General features: G+C 38.9%; 25 protein-coding genes. 4 read left to right on the top strand and 21 right to left on the bottom strand.

The features are described 5' to 3' along the window. From resA to MKY76_RS06350, 6 genes are all read right to left on the bottom strand, one after another. Complete coding sequence (gene resA, locus MKY76_RS06375) at positions 1–540, bottom strand: thiol-disulfide oxidoreductase ResA (protein WP_004232210.1); 540 nt, start codon at positions 538–540, stop codon at positions 1–3. A gap of 317 nt (positions 541–857) precedes the next feature. Next, on the bottom strand, positions 858–1,589 hold the full coding sequence (locus tag MKY76_RS06370; protein ID WP_004232209.1) for a pseudouridine synthase: 732 nt from the start codon (positions 1,587–1,589) through the stop codon (positions 858–860). A 300-nt stretch (positions 1,590–1,889) separates the two neighbouring features. Further along, the gene (locus MKY76_RS06365; RefSeq protein WP_342557535.1) at positions 1,890–2,462 is read right to left on the bottom strand and encodes a hypothetical protein; all 573 of its coding nucleotides are present in this window, start codon (positions 2,460–2,462) and stop codon (positions 1,890–1,892) included. A gap of 47 nt (positions 2,463–2,509) precedes the next feature. Beyond that, entirely contained in the window at positions 2,510–3,580 is a 1,071-nt protein-coding gene (locus MKY76_RS06360) for a serine hydrolase (RefSeq protein ID WP_054550607.1), read from the bottom strand. Between the two features lie 77 nt (positions 3,581–3,657). Continuing rightward, positions 3,658–4,251 (bottom strand): SMC-Scp complex subunit ScpB, encoded by a 594-nt coding sequence (scpB, locus tag MKY76_RS06355; RefSeq protein ID WP_342557534.1) that lies wholly within the window; start codon positions 4,249–4,251, stop codon positions 3,658–3,660. Further along, positions 4,223–5,002 (bottom strand): segregation/condensation protein A, encoded by a 780-nt coding sequence (locus MKY76_RS06350; RefSeq protein WP_066036605.1) that lies wholly within the window; start codon positions 5,000–5,002, stop codon positions 4,223–4,225. The genes scpB and MKY76_RS06350 overlap by 29 nt, the downstream gene beginning before the upstream one ends. A gap of 55 nt (positions 5,003–5,057) precedes the next feature. On the opposite strand from MKY76_RS06350, the gene MKY76_RS06345 reads away from it, so the two are divergent. Next, positions 5,058–5,564 (top strand): DUF309 domain-containing protein, encoded by a 507-nt coding sequence (locus MKY76_RS06345; protein ID WP_004232196.1) that lies wholly within the window; start codon positions 5,058–5,060, stop codon positions 5,562–5,564. On the opposite strand, the gene MKY76_RS06340 is transcribed toward MKY76_RS06345, so the two are convergent. The 12 genes from MKY76_RS06340 to MKY76_RS06285 form a co-directional block, all read right to left on the bottom strand. After that, a complete protein-coding gene (locus tag MKY76_RS06340; RefSeq protein ID WP_004232192.1) occupies positions 5,561–5,932 on the bottom strand; it encodes a GNAT family N-acetyltransferase in 372 nt (123 codons plus the stop codon). The genes MKY76_RS06345 and MKY76_RS06340 overlap by 4 nt on opposite strands. Before the next feature lie 199 nt (positions 5,933–6,131). Beyond that, a complete protein-coding gene (gene lysA / locus MKY76_RS06335) occupies positions 6,132–7,451 on the bottom strand; it encodes a diaminopimelate decarboxylase (protein ID WP_066036603.1) in 1,320 nt (439 codons plus the stop codon). Between the two features lie 225 nt (positions 7,452–7,676). Further along, positions 7,677–9,125: a spore germination protein gene (locus MKY76_RS06330; protein WP_004232186.1), complete on the bottom strand. Its 1,449-nt coding sequence runs from the start codon at positions 9,123–9,125 to the stop codon at positions 7,677–7,679. A gap of 15 nt (positions 9,126–9,140) precedes the next feature. Then, positions 9,141–9,932, bottom strand: coding sequence for an RNA polymerase sporulation sigma factor SigF (sigF, locus tag MKY76_RS06325; protein ID WP_009370709.1), 792 nt, complete (start codon positions 9,930–9,932; stop codon positions 9,141–9,143). A gap of 10 nt (positions 9,933–9,942) precedes the next feature. Beyond that, the gene (spoIIAB, locus tag MKY76_RS06320) at positions 9,943–10,383 is read right to left on the bottom strand and encodes an anti-sigma F factor (protein ID WP_048391296.1); all 441 of its coding nucleotides are present in this window, start codon (positions 10,381–10,383) and stop codon (positions 9,943–9,945) included. Further along, positions 10,376–10,729 (bottom strand): anti-sigma F factor antagonist, encoded by a 354-nt coding sequence (gene spoIIAA / locus MKY76_RS06315; RefSeq protein ID WP_004232181.1) that lies wholly within the window; start codon positions 10,727–10,729, stop codon positions 10,376–10,378. Before spoIIAA ends, spoIIAB begins: the two co-directional genes overlap by 8 nt. A 239-nt stretch (positions 10,730–10,968) precedes the next feature. After that, on the bottom strand, positions 10,969–12,219 hold the full coding sequence (locus MKY76_RS06310; protein ID WP_315054888.1) for a thymidine phosphorylase: 1,251 nt from the start codon (positions 12,217–12,219) through the stop codon (positions 10,969–10,971). Positions 12,220–12,234: 15 nt separating this feature from the next. After that, positions 12,235–13,416: a phosphopentomutase gene (gene deoB / locus MKY76_RS06305; protein ID WP_115673517.1), complete on the bottom strand. Its 1,182-nt coding sequence runs from the start codon at positions 13,414–13,416 to the stop codon at positions 12,235–12,237. A gap of 98 nt (positions 13,417–13,514) precedes the next feature. Next, on the bottom strand, positions 13,515–14,417 hold the full coding sequence (xerD, locus tag MKY76_RS06300) for a site-specific tyrosine recombinase XerD (protein ID WP_112117567.1): 903 nt from the start codon (positions 14,415–14,417) through the stop codon (positions 13,515–13,517). A gap of 175 nt (positions 14,418–14,592) precedes the next feature. After that, positions 14,593–15,057, bottom strand: coding sequence for a Fur family transcriptional regulator (locus MKY76_RS06295; protein ID WP_004232171.1), 465 nt, complete (start codon positions 15,055–15,057; stop codon positions 14,593–14,595). A gap of 122 nt (positions 15,058–15,179) precedes the next feature. Further along, positions 15,180–15,692, bottom strand: a complete 513-nt coding sequence (locus MKY76_RS06290) for a hypothetical protein (protein WP_004232169.1) — start codon at positions 15,690–15,692, stop codon at positions 15,180–15,182. A 53-nt stretch (positions 15,693–15,745) separates the two neighbouring features. Continuing rightward, the gene (locus tag MKY76_RS06285) at positions 15,746–16,303 is read right to left on the bottom strand and encodes an NUDIX hydrolase (RefSeq protein WP_048391304.1); all 558 of its coding nucleotides are present in this window, start codon (positions 16,301–16,303) and stop codon (positions 15,746–15,748) included. Positions 16,304–16,379: 76 nt separating this feature from the next. Here MKY76_RS06285 and MKY76_RS06280 point away from each other — a divergent pair, with 76 nt between their 5' ends. Together MKY76_RS06280 and MKY76_RS06275 are read left to right on the top strand one after the other, a co-directional pair. Then, positions 16,380–17,279, top strand: coding sequence for an aldo/keto reductase (locus MKY76_RS06280; protein ID WP_342557533.1), 900 nt, complete (start codon positions 16,380–16,382; stop codon positions 17,277–17,279). Beyond that, a complete protein-coding gene (locus tag MKY76_RS06275) occupies positions 17,276–17,755 on the top strand; it encodes a VanZ family protein (RefSeq protein WP_066036598.1) in 480 nt (159 codons plus the stop codon). The genes MKY76_RS06280 and MKY76_RS06275 overlap by 4 nt, the downstream gene beginning before the upstream one ends. A gap of 16 nt (positions 17,756–17,771) precedes the next feature. Here MKY76_RS06275 and MKY76_RS06270 read toward each other — a convergent pair whose 3' ends face one another. The 3 genes from MKY76_RS06270 to MKY76_RS06260 all read right to left on the bottom strand — a co-directional run bounded on the left by MKY76_RS06270 (position 17,772) and on the right by MKY76_RS06260 (position 19,930). Next, positions 17,772–18,278, bottom strand: a complete 507-nt coding sequence (locus MKY76_RS06270) for a GNAT family N-acetyltransferase (protein ID WP_048391312.1) — start codon at positions 18,276–18,278, stop codon at positions 17,772–17,774. Positions 18,279–18,455: 177 nt separating this feature from the next. Next, positions 18,456–18,722 carry a YqkE family protein gene (locus MKY76_RS06265; RefSeq protein WP_036080173.1) on the bottom strand — a complete coding sequence of 89 codons (267 nt, stop codon included), beginning with the start codon at positions 18,720–18,722 and terminating at the stop codon, positions 18,456–18,458. A 23-nt stretch (positions 18,723–18,745) separates the two neighbouring features. Next, a complete protein-coding gene (locus tag MKY76_RS06260) occupies positions 18,746–19,930 on the bottom strand; it encodes an acetyl-CoA C-acetyltransferase (RefSeq protein ID WP_082148122.1) in 1,185 nt (394 codons plus the stop codon). A 207-nt stretch (positions 19,931–20,137) separates the two neighbouring features. Here MKY76_RS06260 and MKY76_RS06255 point away from each other — a divergent pair, with 207 nt between their 5' ends. After that, entirely contained in the window at positions 20,138–21,109 is a 972-nt protein-coding gene (locus MKY76_RS06255; protein WP_036080551.1) for an alpha/beta hydrolase, read from the top strand. Positions 21,110–21,137: the final 28 nt, after the last annotated feature.

Raw genomic sequence — 21,137 nt, 5'->3', positions numbered from 1 at the left:
TTACTCCTTATTTGGCTTCACTAATTCCATGTACGAAGCAATATCTTTCTCCGTCATTTCACCTGTAATAATTTTGGCCACTTTGCCTTCTGGATCAATTAACACTGTTGCAGGTAATTGTCCTACATTATAAGCAGTCATAACACTTTTTGTTTTGTCGATAACTACTGGAAATGACAACCCATATCGATCGACAAAATTCTGTACTTCAAAATCTGTTTGAGCAATATTGACAGCTAATGTTTGTACACCGTGATCTTTAAATTCTTGATACTGATTGTCCATTGCAGGCATTTCCTTCTCACAAGGCTTACACCAAGTTCCCCAGAAATTTAAAAATACCCCTTGCCCTTTATAATCCGACAATTTATGTTTTTCACCGTTTAAATCTACTAACGTGAAGTCAGGTGCTTCAGAGCCTACTGCTACTAACTCTACTTTTTCCTTTGTTGCTGTTCCATATACTGTGTACCCGATTGCCAACGCTAACACAGCTAAAATGACAGTTCGCAGTACAAGACGTTTTTTCTTTTTCTCCAAGTTAATAAACCCCCTATCAATTACGGCTTGCGTTGCTTTTACATATTGAAGAAACAAATAGAACTTTTTCATTCTCTATACGTCTATAAATATGTAAAAGCTTCTTTCACATTGACGTCAACAATACCGGATTAAATGTGTTACAGCTTTTTTGAACAAACTGCTACTAGGTGTACTATTCTCACCTATTATAGCAAAATGATACAAAAACACTTAGCTATTAATTATGAATGATTTATGAACGATTTCACCACAAAGAAAGTGTAAACATCCAAATACCTCTATTGGTATCCACACTTTCTTCTGGCAAAATTGCATTAATCAAGCTTTCCTGTTTCTGCTAACACACGTAGTTGCTTTACTTCATGCTTTGATAATTCACGGTATTCTCCTGGAGCAAGACCAAATAAATCTAAAAAAGCAAAGCGTTCGCGTTTTAATTTAACAACGGGTGTTCCAATCGCTTCAAACATACGACGAACTTGGCGATTTCGCCCTTCATGAATCGTGATTTCACAAATAGCTTTGCCCGCTTTTTCATCGAAAGATGTCATACTTACCTTAGCAGGTGCTGTCTTTCCATCCTCTAATTTGATCCCTCGTTGAAGCTTTTTAAGCCCTTCAATTGTTGGCACACCTTTGACACGAGCGATATATGTTTTGTCAATTTTAAATTTCGGATGTGTCAACATATAGGAAAATTCTCCATCATTTGTCAATAGCAATAATCCAGATGTATCATAATCAAGACGACCAACTGGGAAAATACGTTGCGGAATATGATGAAATAAATCTGTGACAGTTTTGCGTCCTTTATCATCTGTAACTGCAGAAATTGTTCCACGTGGTTTGTAAAGTAAGAAATATACCTTATCTTCTTTTTCTAGTTTTACACCTTCTACTTCAATTGTATCGGAATTAGATACCTTTGTTCCTAACTCACGAACCACTACACCATTTACTTTAACTTTACCTTCTAAAATCAATTGCTCTGCCTTGCGCCTTGACGCAACGCCTGCATAGGCAATGACCTTTTGTAATCTTTCCATTTTTTCACCTCTAGTTTTCTTTCACATTGACACGTTCGTCATCATTCGATTTCGATCCAATGAATAGGGTTATTTTTCCCGCTAATCTGTGAAAATTATGTCATACTTTTAGACATTATTAAAGAAAAACAAATTTCACATTTTTTAATTGAGTATTCCGACTAATTTCTCATTCGTTAATTTCTTAACATTTGAACCGAGATTTTGTTTTGTTTACTAGCAGTATACTCATTTGATAATCATGCGAATCGATTGTAAAATGTTTATTTTGACACAAAAAAAGCTACCATTCGGCAGCTTTTATTTGTATACATTTTCAATTGTTAGGCCACGTTGCTTTAACTCATTGGCTATATGGTTTTTAGCCAGTACCATGTTGCCTGCCAAAGGTTCCTCAATTGTGGAACCATCTTGAAATGTAAAAACCAGATGATCAGGCTTTGTCACACCACTTTTTTCTAGATTAACCTGCTCAACTTTCACTATTTCTTCCCACTCGACAAAATTTACTTTTAAACTAAAAAATGGATTCATATGAATACCTCTTGAATCTATCCATTTATAAGTATTAAAGCTTAATGCGATGAAACCTAAGGCAATTAATAAGGAAGTAGATACTAGACCACGTTTTATATTCTTTCCTTTTTTCGTTTTAGGTATGATCAAATAATTGATTAGTAGTACGAGGGCCATGACAAATAAAGAGACCATAAAGATAATATAAGCATTAAAATAAGGTGCAAAATAATAAAATTCATTAGGTCGATATAGTATCTCTTGAATTGGATATAGAAGAATGACAGGCACAATTAAACTTGATAAGAATAAGATAATGATTAGCCCAAATTGAATTTGCCTACCATTACTTTCCATTATTAACATCAATTGATCAAATAATGTAAAAAATCAGCCAATCGTTTTTAACGATCCGCTGATTCAACTTTTACTGGCGTTGCATAAATCCGTTCTTCTCCTATAAAGATAGACAAGACTGCTTCTTGGCGTTTCCTTGAAACATGTAATACTTGCCTCACCTGTTCTTTTTCCTCTTTATTTAACTGTAGTCGAACGGGCTCTTGTAAACGAATAGCCAACTTTTTATTGACATTGTATTTACCCTTTTTCACTACTGTTTCAAGACTATAATCTTGCCATACTTTATTGGATAAGCCTCGATGTACATTCCAATCATCTGATTCATTTAATGTGACGACAACGCAGATTTGCCCGTCCTTTTGAAAGGCCGTTGCAAGTGTTCGTCCAGCAACCTTAGTAAAGCCCGTTTTTCCAGCGAAAGCAGTACCAGTGGCTGACTTTAAGGAACTAACAGGCTGTTCTGTCTCATCATCTATATCTGCTGCCATTCCTGAACCTTCTCTTAATAGACGGTGTTTATTTTCCCATAACATTCCGTTTACTGTATTTGCCCGATAAAGTACCGTTGAAGCAATTTTCTCAAATGTTTTATTTTGCAACGCAAGTCTTAACATCTCAGCAGTATCTCTTGCAGACGATAAATGCTCATCATGATGAAGACCAGAAGGATTCATAAAGACGGTATTGGTAAGACCTGCAATAACAGCTCTTTCATTCATTAATTTGACAAAACCCTCTACAGACCCTCCTACATGTTCGGCTAAGGCTGTTGCAGCATCATTGCCGGAACGTAGCATTAAGCCATACAATAACGTTTCAACTGTCACCGTTTCACCAGCCTGTAGGTAAATAGAGCTCCCCTCAGCCATAGCAGCCTTAGGGGATATAACGACTTCATCCTGCAAGTCACTATTTTCAATTGCCACAAGTGCTGTCCAAATTTTTGTGAGGCTAGCAATAGGTAATCGTTCATCGCTATTGGATCCAATTAAAAGTCGACCTGTATCGCCATCCAAGACAGCATAGCCGCTTCCTCCTCTTGCAAAGCTAGTCTGAGGAAGCATTACCATTAACACAATGATCATAAACAGTGTTAAACGAAATAACCGAAGCAACGAGCCACTCCTTATTCAATGTGATAGGAAATTATAGATTTAAATTTATGTTGAAGGCTACGCATTATACCTAACCATTATTTTGCTCCGCTAAAAGTCTCTTGGAACTTCGTCATAAATAAATCTGTTTCTTGTTCTGTATCAGCAAGGTCCTCTTCAGGTAGAGGAGGCATTTCTTCTATCCTATTTAAGCCAAAATAATGTAAAAATTCTTTTGTTGTTCCATATAAGATGGCACGTCCAGTCCCTTCTGACCGTCCTACCTCTTTAATTAATCCTCGTGAAACTAATGTTTGGATTGGTCGTTCACACTTCACACCGCGCAAATCTTCTATTGCTACACGTGTAATGGGCTGTTTGTATGCCACGATCGCTAACACTTCAAGGGAGGCTTGAGATAAGGATTGTGCGGTTGGATTTTCTACTAATCTTTGAATCGTATCGGCAAAATCAGATTTTGTAATGAGCTGATAAACGCCTGCAATTTCTTTCACCGTGATTCCTCTTGTTAAATCTTCTTCGTAGGTTTCTCTCAATGTATTCATTGTTTGCAGAATCAGCTCTTCCTGCTCTCCTAAGAGTTGTGAAAGTTGTTTAATCGTTAAGCCATCATCTCCCACAACAAATAATAAGGCTTCAATTCTACTCTGTAACATCAAAGTTTTCGTCATCTTCCCATTCCTCCTTCTGTAAGGTAACCGTTAATTCTTCAAAGTTACCATCTTGCTCTACGATGACGACCTGACGTTTCATCAGTTCAAGTAGGGATACAAACGTCAGAATAAGTGTTGGCTTATCTTCATAGGGAAAAAGCTCGAAAAATGATGCACGTCCACCTGTTAATCGTAAAGAATCGACAACAGAGCGCATTTGATCTTTTACTGATCGCTCCTGCCTTGCTACAGTTGTTTTTAATGGTTTCTTTAATTTTTTGCGACGCATCAATTTTTGAAATGCTCCAAGCATATCATAGATATTCACATTCAAATCAAATAAAGCCATCTGTTCTTCTGAGGCTAATCCTGTTAAATCAGCAGGTGGCCTCGTAAATACCTGTGCTCGGTCTGTTTCAAGCTCCTGCAAATTACTAGCTGCTTCCTTGTATTTTTTATATTCGATTAAGCGTTGCACCAGTTCTTCACGAGGGTCAGGGCCGTCCACTTCTAATTCTGCGTCCTCCATCTCTCCTTCGTGAATTGGCAATAACATGCGGCTTTTAATTGCCAGTAACGTTGCTGCCATTACTAAATATTCACTTGCTTCATTTAACTCTAGTACTTGCATTGCATGAATATGGTCGATATATTGTTGTGTAATTTCAGCCATTGGGATATCATAGATATCAATTTCCAATCTGTGAATTAAATGCAATAATAAATCAAGAGGCCCTGAAAAGGCTTCTAATTTTACTTCATAAGACATTATTTTACCACCCTGAGATTCTATGTTCTTTTAGTATAGTGGAAAGGAGTCCAAAATGCATCCACAGCATCATACTTTATTTATAGATTACTGTGCCTATTTTAATGGCAATCAAGATTTTTTTGAATGCCATGAAGTGCTAGAGGAATATTGGAAGGAAATTGCACCTGGTGATAAAATGCATCCGCTTGTCGGCTATGTGCAGCTGGCAACAGGTTTCTATCATTGGCGACGTGGTAATAATACTGGTGCTAAACGAATTTTAGAAAAAGCACTTCATAACTTTCAAGTAAATGAAGGGCATGTTTTTTTCCAAGAAATTGATTATCTTGAACTCCTAACACAAATAACAAAAGCTATCACTTCGATTGAAATGGGCAAGTCCTTTCAAACTTTCCAGCTTCCTCTCTCACCTCACTTGCTGGATTTAGCCCTAGCACGTATAAAGCTTTTGCCATCAAATAGCTCAAATTATCTTCTTCATAAACATATGCTTCGAGATCGCTCACATATTCTTGCAGAGCGACAAGAAAGCAAACAAAGAAAAAGCAGACGTTGTTAATCGTCTGCTTTTTCATCGATACAATGAATACATTTTTGAACAAAACTACGTGTTTCATCTGTAGCACGCACACTTTCATATTGGCCAAGTTCCGCCACTTCTTGAAGCATCTCCGTTGCTACGCCCTCTCCTCTATATGAAGGGATCACCGACACGTGCTGGATTGTGGCTATATTATGCTCATCAACAACAAGCCCTACAATGCCAACATATTCATCATTCTTTTTCCATAAGTATAAAACCCAATTATCGTCATTTTCATAGGAGTGGATGGTTTCTGTAAGCTTTTTTACGTCTTTTTCGTTAGGCATAAATGAAAGTAGCCCCATTGCTATTTTCTCTAAAGCTTTTTTATATCGAATTAACATATTTGTCTATTCCCTCTTTTTCTAGCTGTACATAATCTTTGACTATCCTACACGATTTGTACTTTTACCGCAAGCCAATTTCTGTCTTACGAACCAGGTCCGAGAATACCTTTCGACGCCAACACCCAATAGACTACGCCCCATAATAAAATAAATGTTGTAATGGACGCTAGTAATACCCACTTATTTTTCCTCAAATTTACTCACCCTTTTTTAAAGTTAGCGGGAGATCGTTTTGCACAATATCTTCATAACTTTCGCGGCGAATAGCTAGTTGATGCTGTCCATCCTCTACAAATACAACTGCAGGTCTTGGCACACGATTATAGTTACTAGCCATCGAATAACCATACGCACCTGTACAGAAGATGGCTAACACATCACCTGAAGCAGCATCTTGTAGTTTAGCATCAATAATTAATTTATCGCCAGATTCACATAATTTACCAGCAACTGTATAGAGCTCATCTTTCGGCTCGTTCGCCTTACTTGCGATGACTGCCTCATACTTAGCGTCGTATAATGCGGGACGGATATTATCGCTCATACCTCCATCGACAGCAATATATTTTCGCACATCTGGCACAGTTTTTTGTGAACCGATTGTATAAAGAGATGTTCCTGCATCACCTACAAGTGATCGACCTGGTTCAATCCAAATTTCCGGCATCTTCAGTCCAAGAACAGTTGCTTTATTTTTGACAACTGTAATCATATCCTCTACATATACTTGTGGTTCAAGCGGTGCATCTTCTTCAGTATAACGAATACCAAAGCCCCCACCTAAGTTTAACACAGTACATGTAAATCCGTGAGTCTTGTTCCAATCAGAAATTTTGTCAATCAATTTTTCTCCAGCCAATCCAAAACCGGCAGTGTCAAAAATTTGTGAGCCAATATGGCAATGTAAACCAAGTAGCTCTAGGAATTCATGGTTAAATGTTTGTTGGAATGCTTCATCCGCTTGACCATTGTTTAAGTCAAAGCCGAATTTTGAATCTGCTTGACCTGTCGTGATGAAATCATGCGTATGTGCTTCAACACCTGGTGTAACACGTAATAATATACGCATTTTTTGCTGACGGCGCTCCGAAATATCTTTTAAAAGCTGTATTTCATAGAAATTATCTACAACAATACATCCAATCTTGGAGTCAAAAGCTAGCTCTAATTCAGCAATGCTTTTATTGTTACCATGAAAATGAATGCGCTCTGCAGGGAAACCTGCCTTTAAGGCAGTAAATAATTCTCCACCAGATACAACATCCAATGATAAATTTTCTTCTGCTGCTAATTGATACACCGCTACACATGCAAATGCTTTTGAAGCATAAGCTACTTCTGCTTTTACACCTAGTTTTTTAAACGTTTCGATAAAGCTGCGCGCACGCTTACGAATAAGTGCAGTATCATACACGAAAAGTGGTGTACCATACTCTTTTGCTAGCTCTAATGTGTCTACCTGTCCAATTGTTAAATGACCATCTTCAGAAATCGCTTGTGTTCCATATAAATGCATGTGCATCTCTCCCTTTTCACATCGTTCCATCTTGTTATTTTTACGGTTTGAAAGTGGAAGGGTTCTTTACTATATTAGAACCATTCCATCAAAAAATTATTTCCCTCACATATAAAAAAACAAATGTATAGTACTTGCTTTTTCTTGAATGAAAATAATTTTTGCAAAAATCACAAAATACTATATGTGAACTTTATCACATGAAAAAAACGAGTGCAACGGCTCCTATGATCTTTTTCGCTGTTTGGAAGCGACTACATAAGGTCTGAGTGCATCCGCTGTCATTGGGAAGCGAATAATGACGCGAAGCATTGCTGTTGGAAAGAATGGAACAAGCGGCCATAAATAAGGTGCCTGCATTGGTCGCAATGAACATAAATACGTAAACAATAAAAATAAACCAATAAATAACCCATTGACACCCCAGAGACCCGTCATCAGAAGTAGCAGTAACCTAAAAATTTTAATGGAGATACTAAGCTCATAGGATGGAATAATGAAAATAAGAATGGCTGCCACCGCTGTATAGAGGACCACCTCTGAAGAGAATAATCCAACATCAATCGCAATTTGACCAATGATTACCCCCGCAACCAATCCCATCGCTGTGGACAATGGTGACGGAGTATGAATGGCGGCCATCCTCAAAAATTCTATTCCAATATCTGCAATCAAAATTTGTAGTAATAAAGGTACATGCGATTTCTCCTCCGTACCTAAAAAGGAGAGGGCATCTGGAAGTAGGGATTCATTCGTTGCAAATACATACCACAATGGCAATAAAAGTAAACCCATTACAGAGCCAAAATATCGCATAAAACGTACAAACGTCCCTACTGTGGGTGCCTGACGATATTCCTCTGCATGCTGCAATAAATGAAACACTGTAACAGGTACTAAAATAACGGATGGAGAAGTATCGACTAATATAGCTATATGCCCTTCAAGTAGATGAGCTGCAGCAATATCAGGTCTCTCCGTATAACGTACAAATGGAACTGGGTGGAACTTTTGTTTAAAGAGCCATTCTTCTAATGATTTATCGGCCATCGTCAAGCCATCATGATTTATTTGTCCAAGACGCTGTCGTAAACTTTCGAGCATATCTTCATTGGCAACATCCTTCATAAACGCGATCGCCACGTCGGTTTGACCGATTTTGGATATTTTATGTAGCTCGAAACGTAGATTACTATTACGAATTCGCCTACGTATTAAGGCTGTGTTTTGAGAAATCCCTTCTGTAAAGCCATCCCTTGATCCACGGATAACTTTTTCATTATCTGGCTCTTCTGGAGAGCGTCCTGGATAGTTTCTAAGCTCTGCAACATAGCAATAGCCACTTTTAGTAATAAAGGTGACTTGTCCACTTAAAATGGCTAGTAAATAGGCTTTACGCTCTGTTTCTTCTGAACGTCCATGGAAATTAAAGTAAGACTCAAAATATTCCTTCTCATCCTCTACATCAATTTCAATGTCCTCATCTGGAAGCATGCTAGACAGCAACTGTGTTAAAGCTTCTCCATCTACAAGCCCACTAATATATGCACAAAGGACCGGCAAATCTTTGACAAATAAGTGTTTTATACCAACGTCAAACGATTCGCCGTCACCAAATTGTTCGATAAGAAAATCTTCGGCTTCTTCTAAGCTGTTAAATAATTTATTTGTCATGCTGTCACCATTTTCTTAGATGTCTTTTTTTATTACTTCCTGCTCCACTGTTGCACTTGTTGCCATCCAACTTTTCAGCTGGGCAAGGATTTTTTTCTCTAATCGGGAAACCTGTACCTGCGATATACCTAATCTATTTGCAATTTCAGTTTGCGTGCAATCTGAAAAATAGCGAAGATATATGATAGACTGCTCTCTTGGCTCAAGTCTCGTTAGTACTTCTTTCAATGGGATGTAATCAAATGGTTGCTCCGATTTTTCATCCTTCATTTGATCCATTAGTGTAATGGAATCCCCCTCACTCTCATACAATTGCTCATGAAGAGAGGCAGGGTCTCTCAGTGCATCGGATGCTGTAACAATTTCCTCTGTTGTCACACCAAGCACCTGAGCAAGCTCTTGAATGGTTGGTGGATGTTCGTTCTTTTTAATAAATTCATCTGTAGCATGACGGATTTTAAAATTGAGCTCACGAATAGAGCGGCTCACCTTCACCATGCCATCATCCCTTAAAAAGCGCTGAATTTCTCCAATGATCATCGGTACAGCATAGGTTGAAAATTTCACATCATAGGTTAAATCAAATTTATCCACAGATTTCATGAGCCCTATGCAACCAATCTGGAATAAATCCTCAAGCTCAACACCTCTCGTTGTAAAACGTTGAACAATGGACCACACAAGTCTCGTATTGCCTTCTACCATTCGTTTACGAGCCTCATGATCGCCCTGCTGTGCGCGTGCAATTAAATCACGCATTTCCTCCTGAGACAATAGCTTATCGGACGACTGTTCTAACGGCTTCACGGGTTTAACCTCACATTACCGCTGTGCGAACTGTGTAAAATTTCTTCGTGAATGTTACAGTTGTTCCTTCTTGCCATTTTGATATAACTGTCAGCTGATCTGAGAAGCTATCCATAATCGTGAAGCCCATACCCGAACGCTCCATCATACTTTTTGTTGTAAATAATGGCTCCATCGCTCGACTAACGTCTTCAATTCCTATCCCTTTATCCATGACAGATACTGTCACAATATCATCCTCACGTTTAGCATGAACTGTCACAACACCCTTACCATCTTCTTCATAGCCATGAATAATAGCATTGGAAACTGCTTCTGAGACAACTGTTTTAAATTCTGATAGCTCATCAATAGTTGGATCTAATTGAGCAATAAAGCCTGTAACAGCTACACGCGCTAAAGCTTCATTTTCACTAATTGCCAAAAAAGTTAATGTCATTTCGTTATCCATTTACAATCCCCCTTACGCGATCAATCGCTTGTTCCTCTGTTGCATCCATCATCCACGGTCCTAAACCTGAAAATTGAAATACTTTTCGCATTGTTGGCGATGGATTCAATAATATAGTTCGCCCAGCAACTGCCTCTAACTCACGCATACGACCAAGCACTAATCCAACTCCCGAACTATCCATGAAAGATAGTCCTTCCAAGTTCCAAATGATGGTCGTCACAGTGCCTTGAAAAATTGCTGCAGAAATTTTCGCTCGAATTTGTTCAACGGCATGATGATCGAGCTCCCCAAACAAACGTATAACGACTGTCTCTCTTGTGACCATTTCTAATTGATAATGCATGAACATCGCCTCCTCCTCGTGCAATTCCACATTCAATAGGTTGAATCCTTGTGGCTGACAGAACTAGTGCAAAGTCTTCCGAAATAGTGTCTAATCGACATACTTATAGCTTTTTAGGTTAAGTGCAGTATGGGATAAATCTACAATTTCTAAACGCTATCGAGCTCTAAATTTTGGCGATTCATCGAACGCATAAAAAAGCGAGAACCCTCATAAGTGAGGACTCTCGCTAATAATCTTTATGCAATTGTATAAGCTTGCTGAATTTTATTAATTGTCTCTTCGTCAATTGGCTGATTGGAATACAAATAAGCAATCGTATCGCCATTATTAACATGATCACCTTTTTTGGCGATTAGCTGAATTCCTGCATCATAATCAAGCTTTGATTCCTTCGTTAAACGTCCAGCGCCTAGACTAACACTTGCTTCTCCAACTAATAAAGCATTAATCGTCTCCACCGTGCCCTCTGAAACCGCTGTCACTGCTACTTTATGAGCTGTGTCATTTTGAACAATATCAGAGACTACTCCTCCTTGCGCCACAATAAACTCCTCGAATTTTGCAGCTGCAGAGCCATCTGCTAGCACTCGCTTAACAGCAGCTGTCGCTTCCACTTCATTCACACCTGCCGCAATTTGGTACATCAAGGAAGAGATGACAACACATTCATCAACCAAATCTTCATGCGTTTCTTCCATACGTCCACTTAATAGGGCATAAGCCTCCACTACCTCAAGCTTATTACCAATCATTTTCCCTAAAGGATTATCCATATCACTGATGTGTGCGATGACTTTACGGCCAAGTTTTTCTCCAATAGCCGTCATTGTATCTGCTAAACGCTGTGCTTCTTCCTGCGTCTTCATAAACGCACCTGAGCCACATTTTACATCGAGGACTATACCATCGGCACCACTTGCAATTTTTTTACTCATAATCGAAGCTGCGATTAATGGAATAGAATCGACAGTACCTGTCACATCACGCAATGCATATAATTTTTTGTCGGCTGGTACTAGATTACCTGTTTGTCCAGCAACGGCAATTTTATGCTGATTGACATTATCAATGAACTCCTGTGATGAAAGCTCTGTTTTAAAGCCCTGAATGGATTCAAGTTTATCAATTGTCCCCCCAGTAATCCCTAAGCCTTTACCACTAAATTTCGCAACAGGAATTCCTAGAGCAGCAATAATTGGCGTAACCACAAGTGTAACCTTGTCACCAACCCCTCCAGTTGAGTGTTTATCAATTTTAAAGCCTTCAATAGATGTTAAATCAATGACATCGCCTGATTCGATCATTGCCTTTGTTAAATAAAATGTCTCATCATCAGACATGCCTAGTAAACGTATCGCCATTAATAAAGAACTTGCTTGATAATCTGGGATAGAGCCTGTCGTATAGCCTTCAACAAAATACTGAATTTCAGCTTGAGAAAGCTCTAATCCTTGTTTTTTCTTTTCAAACAATTGAACCATATTCATACAAAAAAAACCCCCTTATTTCAAATCATGTAAGAAACTTTTACCGAATGGCGGTGCTTCTACATGAAAGTTTTCTGCAACTGTTGCTGCAATATCTGCAAAGGTTTCACGAAGCGCAAGTTCCGCACCACCTTTAAAACGTGGTGAATAGACAATTAGTGGTACATATTCGCGTGTATGATCTGTCCCTGGGAAGGTTGGATCATTGCCGTGATCTGCTGTAATAATTAATAAATCGTCTTCTGACATTACCTCTAGAATTTCTGGTAGACGTGCATCAAATTCTTGTAATGCCTGTCCATAGCCTAGAGGATCACGTCGATGGCCGAAATTGGCATCAAAGTCGACTAAATTTAAGAAGCTTAGACCACGGAAGTCACGACGTACAACTTCTGCAAATTGATCCATACCATCCATATTATTTTTTGTACGTACAGCATCTGTCACACCTTCACCATTGAAAATATCTGAGATTTTTCCAATTGCAATCACATCTAATCCCGCGTCCTTCAAAACATTCATTGTTGTACGACCAAATGGCTTTAACGCATAATCATGACGATTGGATGTACGAGTAAAGTTTCCAGGCGTACCCACAAATGGTCGTGCGATGACGCGACCTACTAAATATTCAGGCTGTAATGTTAATTCACGAGCAATTTCGCAAATTTTATATAACTCTTCTAGTGGAATGATTTCTTCATGAGCAGCAATTTGTAAAACAGGATCGGCTGATGTATAGACAATAATCGCACCTGTTTCCATATGCTCCTTCCCAAAATCTTCAATTACTTGTGTACCACTTGCTGGCTGATTGCATAGCACTTTCCGACCTGTACGTTTCTCTAGCTCATCAATTAGCTCTGCTGGAAACCCATCTGGATACACTTTAAATGGTTTATCAATATTTAACCCCATGATTTCCCAATGGCCAGTCATCGTATCTTTACCAACTGATGCTTCTTGCATTTTACCGTAGTATGCTTTAGGGTCAGTAGTTGCATGCATTCCATGCAATGGTTCAATATTCGCTAAACCAAATGACTCCATTACTGGCATTGTAAGCCCATTCATTTTTTCAGCGATATGTCCTAGTGTATGTGCGCCAACATCCCCAAATTTAGCAGCGTCTGGCGCTTCACCAATACCTACGGAATCCATGACAACAACATGGATTTTGTTAAATGGTTTATTCATAATGGTTGCCTCCTAATCTCATGACTCTATTTTACCAAAAAAATGCGAAAAATAAAGGTCAGACATCCGACTGAAAAATAATTTTTTCCTATTATCTTTTAAGCACGTGGATGGAATTGCTTATAGACCTCAGATAATCTTGTTTTGCTAATATGTGTATAAATCTGGGTAGTAGAAATATCTGCATGACCAAGCATCTCCTGCACCGCTCGTAAATCGGCTCCATTTTCAACCAAATGAGTGGCAAAGGAATGACGCAATGTATGTGGTGTTAATTCATGTTGGATGCCTGCCTTTAACGCATGCTCCTTCATTAATTTCCAACAACCCTGCCTTGTTAAACGTTTCCCTCTTTGATTAATAAAAAACGCATCTGTTTTGGGGTACTTTCCCTGTAATTGACTACGAGCACCATTTAAATAGGCATTTATTGCCGAAAGTGCGCTTTTGCCGAGTGGAATGATTCGCTCCTTGCCACCCTTCCCAAATACACGTACAAAGCCCATGGTTAAATGAATATCAGCTAAATCCAGTGCAATAAGTTCACTGATGCGCATACCAGACCCATATAGTAACTCCAGCATGGCAAGATCACGTATACCTTGTGGCTTACTTTTATTTGGAGCTGTTAGTAAAGCTTCAATCTCTTGGATAGATAAAATATTAGGCAACTTTTGCTCAATTGTCGGCATCTCCAAATGGACTGTCGGATCAGTTTCTGCGCGCTTTTCTCGTAGTAAAAATTGGTGGAAACTCCGAATCGATGAAATATGACGGGCAACGGTACGACTTGTCTTTCCCTGTGCCCGCAATTGCTCTAAATGGCGTAATATAGTTGTCCGTTCTACCACACTAAAATCAGACATACCTTCTGCTTCCTTTAAAAAATGTACATAGCTTTCTAAATCTCGGCGATAGGATGCTAATGTATTAACAGATAACTGCCTTTCCACCTGAATAAAATGGATATAGTCCTCTACTGCATATTGAAATTCATTCATCACAACGCCCCCTCACTGTCAATTATTCTCTATTTTAGCATGGCCTTAAGAAATGTGCTAAAGGACCCTCCATTCGACATAAACTACCAACCCTAATGGTGTCTATACTTCAATAAAAAAAACAAAAAACTGCCCGATTCAATCTATACCAAAGATTAAAACAGACAGTTTTTCGTTATTTTTCTTCATTCGATTCGTCGTTTTTATCATGACAGCGCCAGCATATGCCGTGGAAAGTTAGTCGGTGATCTTTTATAATAAAGTTCCAACGTTTTTCAACAACGGCTTCCACATCTTCAAGTAAATCTTCTTGAATTTCATCAACAGCACCACATTCGATACAAACAAGATGATGGTGGAAATGGGCAGCTCCCTCTTGGCGTAAATCATAGCGCGATACGCCATCGCCAAAGTTGATTTTGTCGACAATTTTGAGCTCAGTTAATAATTCTAACGTTCTATAAACAGTAGCTAGACCAATCTCAGGTGCTTTTTCTTTTACTAAAAGATAAACATCTTCAGCACTTAGGTGGTCCTCTTCGTGCTCAAGCAAAACAGCAACTGTCGCTTCTCGCTGCGGCGTCAGCTTGTAACTAGCACTATGCAACTGTTTTTTTATACGATCAATTCGGCTCTCCATGTGACGCCCCCCTAAACTCTTTCCATTATACCAAAGGAGTAAATCCTATTACAAGATAGTGAATAGATTTCTAACATGCTTCTACTTTTTTATCTGATCACAATTTTGGTCTATTCAATCCATCATTTTAACACATAAGAAATAACAATAAACTCAGCAACTATTATGATGAAAAATGCGATAAAATTCAACAAAATTGTCCGACCAGATACTTGTTTCCCGATTTTTCGCTTTGACCAAGCGGGTACAAGTAAATTGCATAGGACTAGCAACAATATACAATAGATGAGCTGAAATGGAAACCACCAAATCGTATAAAGCCAAAAAGCTTCAAGTTTTTGTAATAAAAAAACCGAACTAAAGCCAAAAAAAGTGGCACGCATGGCTACAGTCACACGCACTAACACCTTTAAGACGCTATGTGTTGCTAGTAATAATATAAGACCTATGGAAATAGCAACAGGCAGTACTAAACGAAAAATGGATTGCCTGTCCCCATCTGCTAAACGAGGCTCTATAAATAATATAAAGGGTTCCGCTTTCGGTCCACCAATAATATGAAAGAAAATAACGCCACAAACAAAACTTACTGCAATGATGGAAGCGTGATAAAAAATAGACACCGTACGAGACATAAACATGCTCCTTTTCTATCAAGGTTTGTACAGCTTATGCTCGTCCGTCTCTATTATGCTAAAAGATTATTTTCTAAATTTGCAGCTAGCCATAGCACTGCGAATGCTGTTTTAGCATCATATATACGCTGGTCAGCCACCATTACTTGTGCTTCTTCCAACGAAACTTCTAATAGTTCGACAAATTCATCCTCATCTAAATCTGCTTTATTGTCTATTGTATATAATCCCCTCGCCACAAACAAATGAAGAACTTCATCCGCAAAGCCTGGTGATGTTGCAAATGTTTGTAAAAAAGTAAGTTGATGCGCGCCATAACCTGTTTCTTCCTCTAATTCTCGACGTGCTGTCATCACTGGCTCCTCACCTGGCTCTAGCTTTCCAGCTGGAATTTCAATAATAGAACGCTCCAGCGCTTTGCGGTATTGTTCTACTAACACTAGTTTACCCTCGTCCGTAACAGCAATCACCGCTACGGCACCTGGATGCTTAATGATTTCACGTTTTGCAACCTGTCCATTTGGTAAAGTGACATCATCAATTTGTAGTTTTATTATTCTTCCGTCATAGATCGGTGTCGTTTTCGTTGTTTTTTCCTCAAACTTTTTCATTGACGATAACCTCGCTTGTTCTTCAGATATGTTCATTGTACCATTACAAGTAGAGAAATCGAAGGAGGTCATTCGTATGAAAAAAAGACAGCTTGGTACAAGTGAATTGTTTATTTCAGAGATTAGTTTAGGAGGCATGTCTCTTTCGACAGATAAAACACAAGCAGCTGCCATTGTCGATATGGCATTAGATGCTGGCATTAACTATATAGATACAGCTGATTTATATGATTATGGTGCAAATGAAGAGATTATTGGCGCAACGTTAGGTAAGCGTCGTCATGATGTCATCCTAGCAACAAAGGTAGGTAATCGGTGGGCAGAAGGGGTAGATGGCTGGCATTGGGATGCATCACCATCCTATATAAAAGAAGCTATCCATGCTAGCTTACGACGTTTAGGAACAGACTACATTGATGTATATCAATTACACGGTGGCACAATCGAAGATGATTGGGACGGGATAATTGACACATTTGAAGGACTTAAAAAAGAAGGGCTCATTCGTGAATATGGTATATCCTCCATTCGTCCTAATGTATTGCAGCGATTTTTACCTGCAAGCTCGGCTAGAAGCGTCATGATGCAATACAGTGCCCTCGATCGCCGCCCTGAAGAATGGTTTAACTTTATTGCGAAACAGGGTGCTTCTGTTGTAACACGTGGCACAGTGGCAAAGGGCTTATTAACAAATAGCTGGCAACAACGTCTACAATATGTTAATGGTTTTAACACCTATACTGCTGAGGAGTTAACAACAACGTTAACAGACTTAGCTTTACACTATGATAACTTGCATGCTTTGGCTATCGCTTTTAATCTAAAAGAGCCGACAATCGCTTCTACGGTCATTGGCGCAAGCTCTCAACAACAACTAGCACAAACGCTTGCTTCCTACGAGAAAATTAATTCAATAACAGATTTCAAGGTAGCTAATGAGCTAACAAAAAATGAGTACTATCAAGAACATCGATGAAAAAATGGCTAATTTTACTCATATGTCTAGTTGTACTAGTAATCTCCTCTAGTATGACCTATGAGCAACAGAGTATACTACCAGAATTAGAAGATTTGCTCGCCAATAAACCTTTTGAAAAACAACTATCTATTTTAAAAATTCCCTATTGGGGAACCATCGTTTCAGTGGAAGAGCGAGGTTATTTTCCATTTGTAGAGTTTTTAATTCGTAAATTGACACACTTCATGGGATTTGGATGCATCGCACTTGGCCTTTACTTCGCCTGGGGAAAAAGACGTTTTGCAGCAAGTATTGCTATCGGTGGAACGGCTACAATCGCGGTGCTTGATGAATTTCGTCAAAGCTTTACGCCAGGTCGTACAATGAGTGCTCAAGATGTGCTTGTCGATACAGCTGGAGCCATTGTTTTTGTTAGTCTCGTTGTTGCACTAAGAAAAATACTCAAAAATAAAAGACAAAAGGCTCAATTATAGCCTTTTGTCTTTTATTTTAAAGGTGGAACCGCCAAAAATAGAGGGACTTCGTTTCTTTAAACAAGACAGCCCCTGCTTTTTCCAAAACTCGATGGGAAGCCATATTTTCTTTTTCCGTGTCAGCGATAACGTATTTTGCATTTGGCTGATGGAGTAACCAGTCTTTAAGAGCTATGATTGATTCTGTCATATAGCCCTGCCCCATATAAGGAGGCAAAGTATAATACCCGATCACAACTTCCCCTTGCTCATTTGGCGTACCTTTTAGCATTATGCCACCAACAGCACAATTTTTTTCTTTTAATACAAGTAACCAATTCGTATGCCATAGATAATTTGGCTCATCTTCTAATACTTTGCAAAGTCTAAAATACAGCGCTTGTTTAAGCTCGCAATCTAAACTCCCTACACCTTTACTTAATGACAACTCCGCCGCCATTTGCTCCTCATGCTCTATTAGTAAATTAAGATACTTAGCGTTTAAAGGAATTAATCTTATTCTTTCTGTTTGTAATTCTACCATGTTGGTCTCCTAACATAATTTAATTGATACTAAACTACAATTAGGTATATGTTATTGGCAGCGTCTCCCATTCCATTAATTTCAATAATCTCTCCTTATATATCGACCACAACCATATAAATGTTATGCTGTAAATATAAAACAGTGAACCCACCTATGTGAATTCACTGTTCTCTCTTAATATTTAGTACCTTTATCGCCGTATTCGTTTAAAAGTTCTTCAAACGATTTGTTTTTTTCTCGTTGTTTACGTTCAAAAGCTAATTTTGCCTGACGCTCTTCTTCTGCCGCCTGCTCTTTAGCAGTTAAATCTTGCTTCGCTGCTTTTAATTTTGCTAGCACATCGCCACCTAGCTGATCTGCTAATGTAACGGCCTCTTGCTTAGGTAGGCTAGCTGTTACGCTATTGTCAGTATGTTGTTGCTGTTTTCGTTTCTTTCCCATTTCTATTCACCTTCTTATTGACATCAAGGGCGCTTCACAACTGTTGCTACGCCTTGTCCACCACCGATACATAATGTGGCTAAGCCCGTTTTCACATCACGCTTTTCCATCTCATGTAATAGCGTTACCAAAATCCGAGCACCACTAGCACCGATTGGGTGACCAAGAGCAATGGCACCCCCGTTAACATTTAGTTTATCATGATTAAAGCTTAATTCACGATCTACAGCAATTGATTGTGCTGCAAATGCTTCATTTGCTTCAATTAAATCGATATCGTTTAAAGTAACCTCAGCCTTTGTCAGCGCTTTTTGTACTGCTTTTACAGGACCTGTACCCATAATTGCAGGATCTACACCAGCACTAGCATTCGCTGTAATGATCGCCATTGGTTGAATGCCTAGCTCTTGTGCTTTTTCCTTTGACATCACCACTACCGCTGCCGCACCATCATTAATTCCAGACGCGTTCGCTGCTGTGACAGAGCCATCCTTTTTAAATGCTGGTCGGAGCTTACCTAATGATTCTGCTGTCACACCTGCTCGTGGAAATTCATCTTTATTGAAAAGCAGTGGCTCTCCCTTGCGCTGTGGAATCTCAACAGCAACGATTTCATTTTCAAACTTGCCCGCTGCAATTGCTGCCTCTGCGCGTTGCTGAGAACGAGCTGCAAAAGCATCCTGCTCTTCTCGAGAAATTTGATACATATCACATAAATTTTCAGCTGTAATGCCCATATGATAATCGTTAAAAGCACACCATAGGCCATCCTGAATCATTGTATCTACTACCTTTTGGTCGCCCATTCGGAAGCCTTCTCGTGCATTTTTTAAGACATATGGAGCCTGGCTCATATTTTCAAATCCACCTGCAACAACAATCTCTGCATCTCCCGCTAAAATCGCCTGTGTTGCTAAATGAACAGCCTTTAAACCTGATCCACATACTTTATTAATTGTTAAAGCTGATACCTCTTGAGGTAACCCCGCTTTAATTGCCGCTTGACGCGCTGGATTTTGTCCAAGTCCAGCCGATAAAACATTCCCCATAATGACCTCATCGACCTGTTCTCCTGCTACGCCAGCACGCACTAATGCCTCTTTAATGACAATGCTACCTAACGTTGTCGCTGGTACGTCTTTTAATGTCCCCTGAAATGAGCCGATTGCTGTACGCACCGCACTCACGATTACTACCTCGTTTGTCATAATCATTCTCCCCTTTTCCCCGTTCAAGAATCAACACTGCATGCATATGCTACTAGCAGATATGTATATTTTAACAAATATTTTGACGATTTTCGATAATAGAAATAATCGCAGTTTTGCCAAAGATATTGTAAAATGTTGACGTGTTTTAAACAATCTTAGTTGGGAACATTACAAATAAGAAACAGCATGTGGAGGTGTTTTATGATGAAAAAGAAGATGCTTTTATTCTCTGGTATTACAACAACGCTAGCCGCCGCTGCAACAGGTCTGTTCGGCTTCGCGCTTTCCAATAAATTAATGTATATCCAACAAAAAGACCCTGAATTTATACGGGAACGAGAAACGACCGCAAAGCGCTTTGATGAGGCTTGGTACAATAAAAACTTGAAATGTGAACTGAATATTGATTCTCCAAATGGCTATACAATTCGAGGCATTATGTTTCAGCCATTGCAAACAAATAACACGATCATCATTTGCCACGGTGTTACCGAAAATAAAATAAATTCCGTGAAATATGCTCGCCTTTTTGAAAGACTTGGCTATAATTCCGTTATATTTGACCACCGCCGCCATGGTGAATCTGGAGGCAAGACAACAAGCTATGGCTACTATGAGAAAAACGATCTTGATGCCGTGGTGAAAACAGTAAAAGCCATGATTGGAGAGGATGCTATTCTTGGCATTCACGGTGAATCGATGGGTGCAGCAACCATGCTCCTCTATGCAGGAACAGTCGAGGATGGTGCTGATTTTTATATCTCAGATTGTGCGTTCTCCGACTTTTCTATGTTACTCAAACAAATTGCGAAAACTGAATTTAAATATGGCTCCATTATTCCTATTCGTTTTGCTGACTTTTTTGTTCGCCTCAGAGATGGTTACTCATTTAAAAGTGTAACACCTGCCGAAGCCGTCACACATATTGAAAAACCTGTGCTCTTTATCCATAGTATTCCCGATACATTTATTCCAGCTTCCATGTCACTCGATCTCTACAATAAAAAAACCGGTCCAAAAAAATTAAAACTTTTTGATACAGGGGCACATGCACAATCCTTTAATGAAAATATGGATGAATATGAGGATTTAATTCATGATTTTCTAGACAATTTTATTTATCAAAAAATCAATCGGGATTCTTCTTCTTCGAATGTCATTCCATTCCATTTTTAGGGCAATGAAAAACCTTGCGTCATTTTAC

Origin of the sequence: Lysinibacillus sp. FSL P4-0201, assembly GCF_038593425.1 — a bacterium.
In the GTDB taxonomy this organism is placed as follows: domain Bacteria; phylum Bacillota; class Bacilli; order Bacillales_A; family Planococcaceae; genus Lysinibacillus; species Lysinibacillus capsici.
This window is presented reverse-complemented; position numbering and strand designations above follow the sequence as displayed.

Excerpts from the sequence above, each read along its gene's own strand:
- xerD (WP_112117567.1), bottom strand. The coding sequence starts at position 14,417 with ATGAATGAATTTCAATATGCAGTAGAGGACTATATCCATTTTATTCAG.
- MKY76_RS06275 (WP_066036598.1), top strand. The coding sequence starts at position 17,276 with ATGAAAAAATGGCTAATTTTACTCATATGTCTAGTTGTACTAGTAATC.
- MKY76_RS06365 (WP_342557535.1), bottom strand. The coding sequence starts at position 2,462 with ATGGAAAGTAATGGTAGGCAAATTCAATTTGGGCTAATCATTATCTTA.
- MKY76_RS06265 (WP_036080173.1), bottom strand. The coding sequence starts at position 18,722 with ATGGGAAAGAAACGAAAACAGCAACAACATACTGACAATAGCGTAACA.
- deoB (WP_115673517.1), bottom strand. The coding sequence starts at position 13,416 with ATGAATAAACCATTTAACAAAATCCATGTTGTTGTCATGGATTCCGTA.
- MKY76_RS06290 (WP_004232169.1), bottom strand. The coding sequence starts at position 15,692 with ATGTCTCGTACGGTGTCTATTTTTTATCACGCTTCCATCATTGCAGTA.
- MKY76_RS06345 (WP_004232196.1), top strand. The coding sequence starts at position 5,058 with ATGCATCCACAGCATCATACTTTATTTATAGATTACTGTGCCTATTTT.
- MKY76_RS06295 (WP_004232171.1), bottom strand. The coding sequence starts at position 15,057 with ATGGAGAGCCGAATTGATCGTATAAAAAAACAGTTGCATAGTGCTAGT.
- MKY76_RS06285 (WP_048391304.1), bottom strand. The coding sequence starts at position 16,303 with ATGAAAAAGTTTGAGGAAAAAACAACGAAAACGACACCGATCTATGAC.
- MKY76_RS06330 (WP_004232186.1), bottom strand. The coding sequence starts at position 9,125 with ATGACAAATAAATTATTTAACAGCTTAGAAGAAGCCGAAGATTTTCTT.
- MKY76_RS06350 (WP_066036605.1), bottom strand. The coding sequence starts at position 5,002 with ATGTCTTATGAAGTAAAATTAGAAGCCTTTTCAGGGCCTCTTGATTTA.
- scpB (WP_342557534.1), bottom strand. The coding sequence starts at position 4,251 with ATGACGAAAACTTTGATGTTACAGAGTAGAATTGAAGCCTTATTATTT.
- MKY76_RS06370 (WP_004232209.1), bottom strand. The coding sequence starts at position 1,589 with ATGGAAAGATTACAAAAGGTCATTGCCTATGCAGGCGTTGCGTCAAGG.
- MKY76_RS06340 (WP_004232192.1), bottom strand. The coding sequence starts at position 5,932 with ATGTTAATTCGATATAAAAAAGCTTTAGAGAAAATAGCAATGGGGCTA.
- spoIIAB (WP_048391296.1), bottom strand. The coding sequence starts at position 10,383 with ATGGATAACGAAATGACATTAACTTTTTTGGCAATTAGTGAAAATGAA.
- spoIIAA (WP_004232181.1), bottom strand. The coding sequence starts at position 10,729 with ATGCATTATCAATTAGAAATGGTCACAAGAGAGACAGTCGTTATACGT.
- MKY76_RS06260 (WP_082148122.1), bottom strand. The coding sequence starts at position 19,930 with ATGACAAACGAGGTAGTAATCGTGAGTGCGGTGCGTACAGCAATCGGC.
- MKY76_RS06270 (WP_048391312.1), bottom strand. The coding sequence starts at position 18,278 with ATGGTAGAATTACAAACAGAAAGAATAAGATTAATTCCTTTAAACGCT.
- MKY76_RS06310 (WP_315054888.1), bottom strand. The coding sequence starts at position 12,219 with ATGAATATGGTTCAATTGTTTGAAAAGAAAAAACAAGGATTAGAGCTT.
- lysA (WP_066036603.1), bottom strand. The coding sequence starts at position 7,451 with ATGCATTTATATGGAACACAAGCGATTTCTGAAGATGGTCATTTAACA.
- MKY76_RS06255 (WP_036080551.1), top strand. The coding sequence starts at position 20,138 with ATGAAAAAGAAGATGCTTTTATTCTCTGGTATTACAACAACGCTAGCC.
- MKY76_RS06280 (WP_342557533.1), top strand. The coding sequence starts at position 16,380 with ATGAAAAAAAGACAGCTTGGTACAAGTGAATTGTTTATTTCAGAGATT.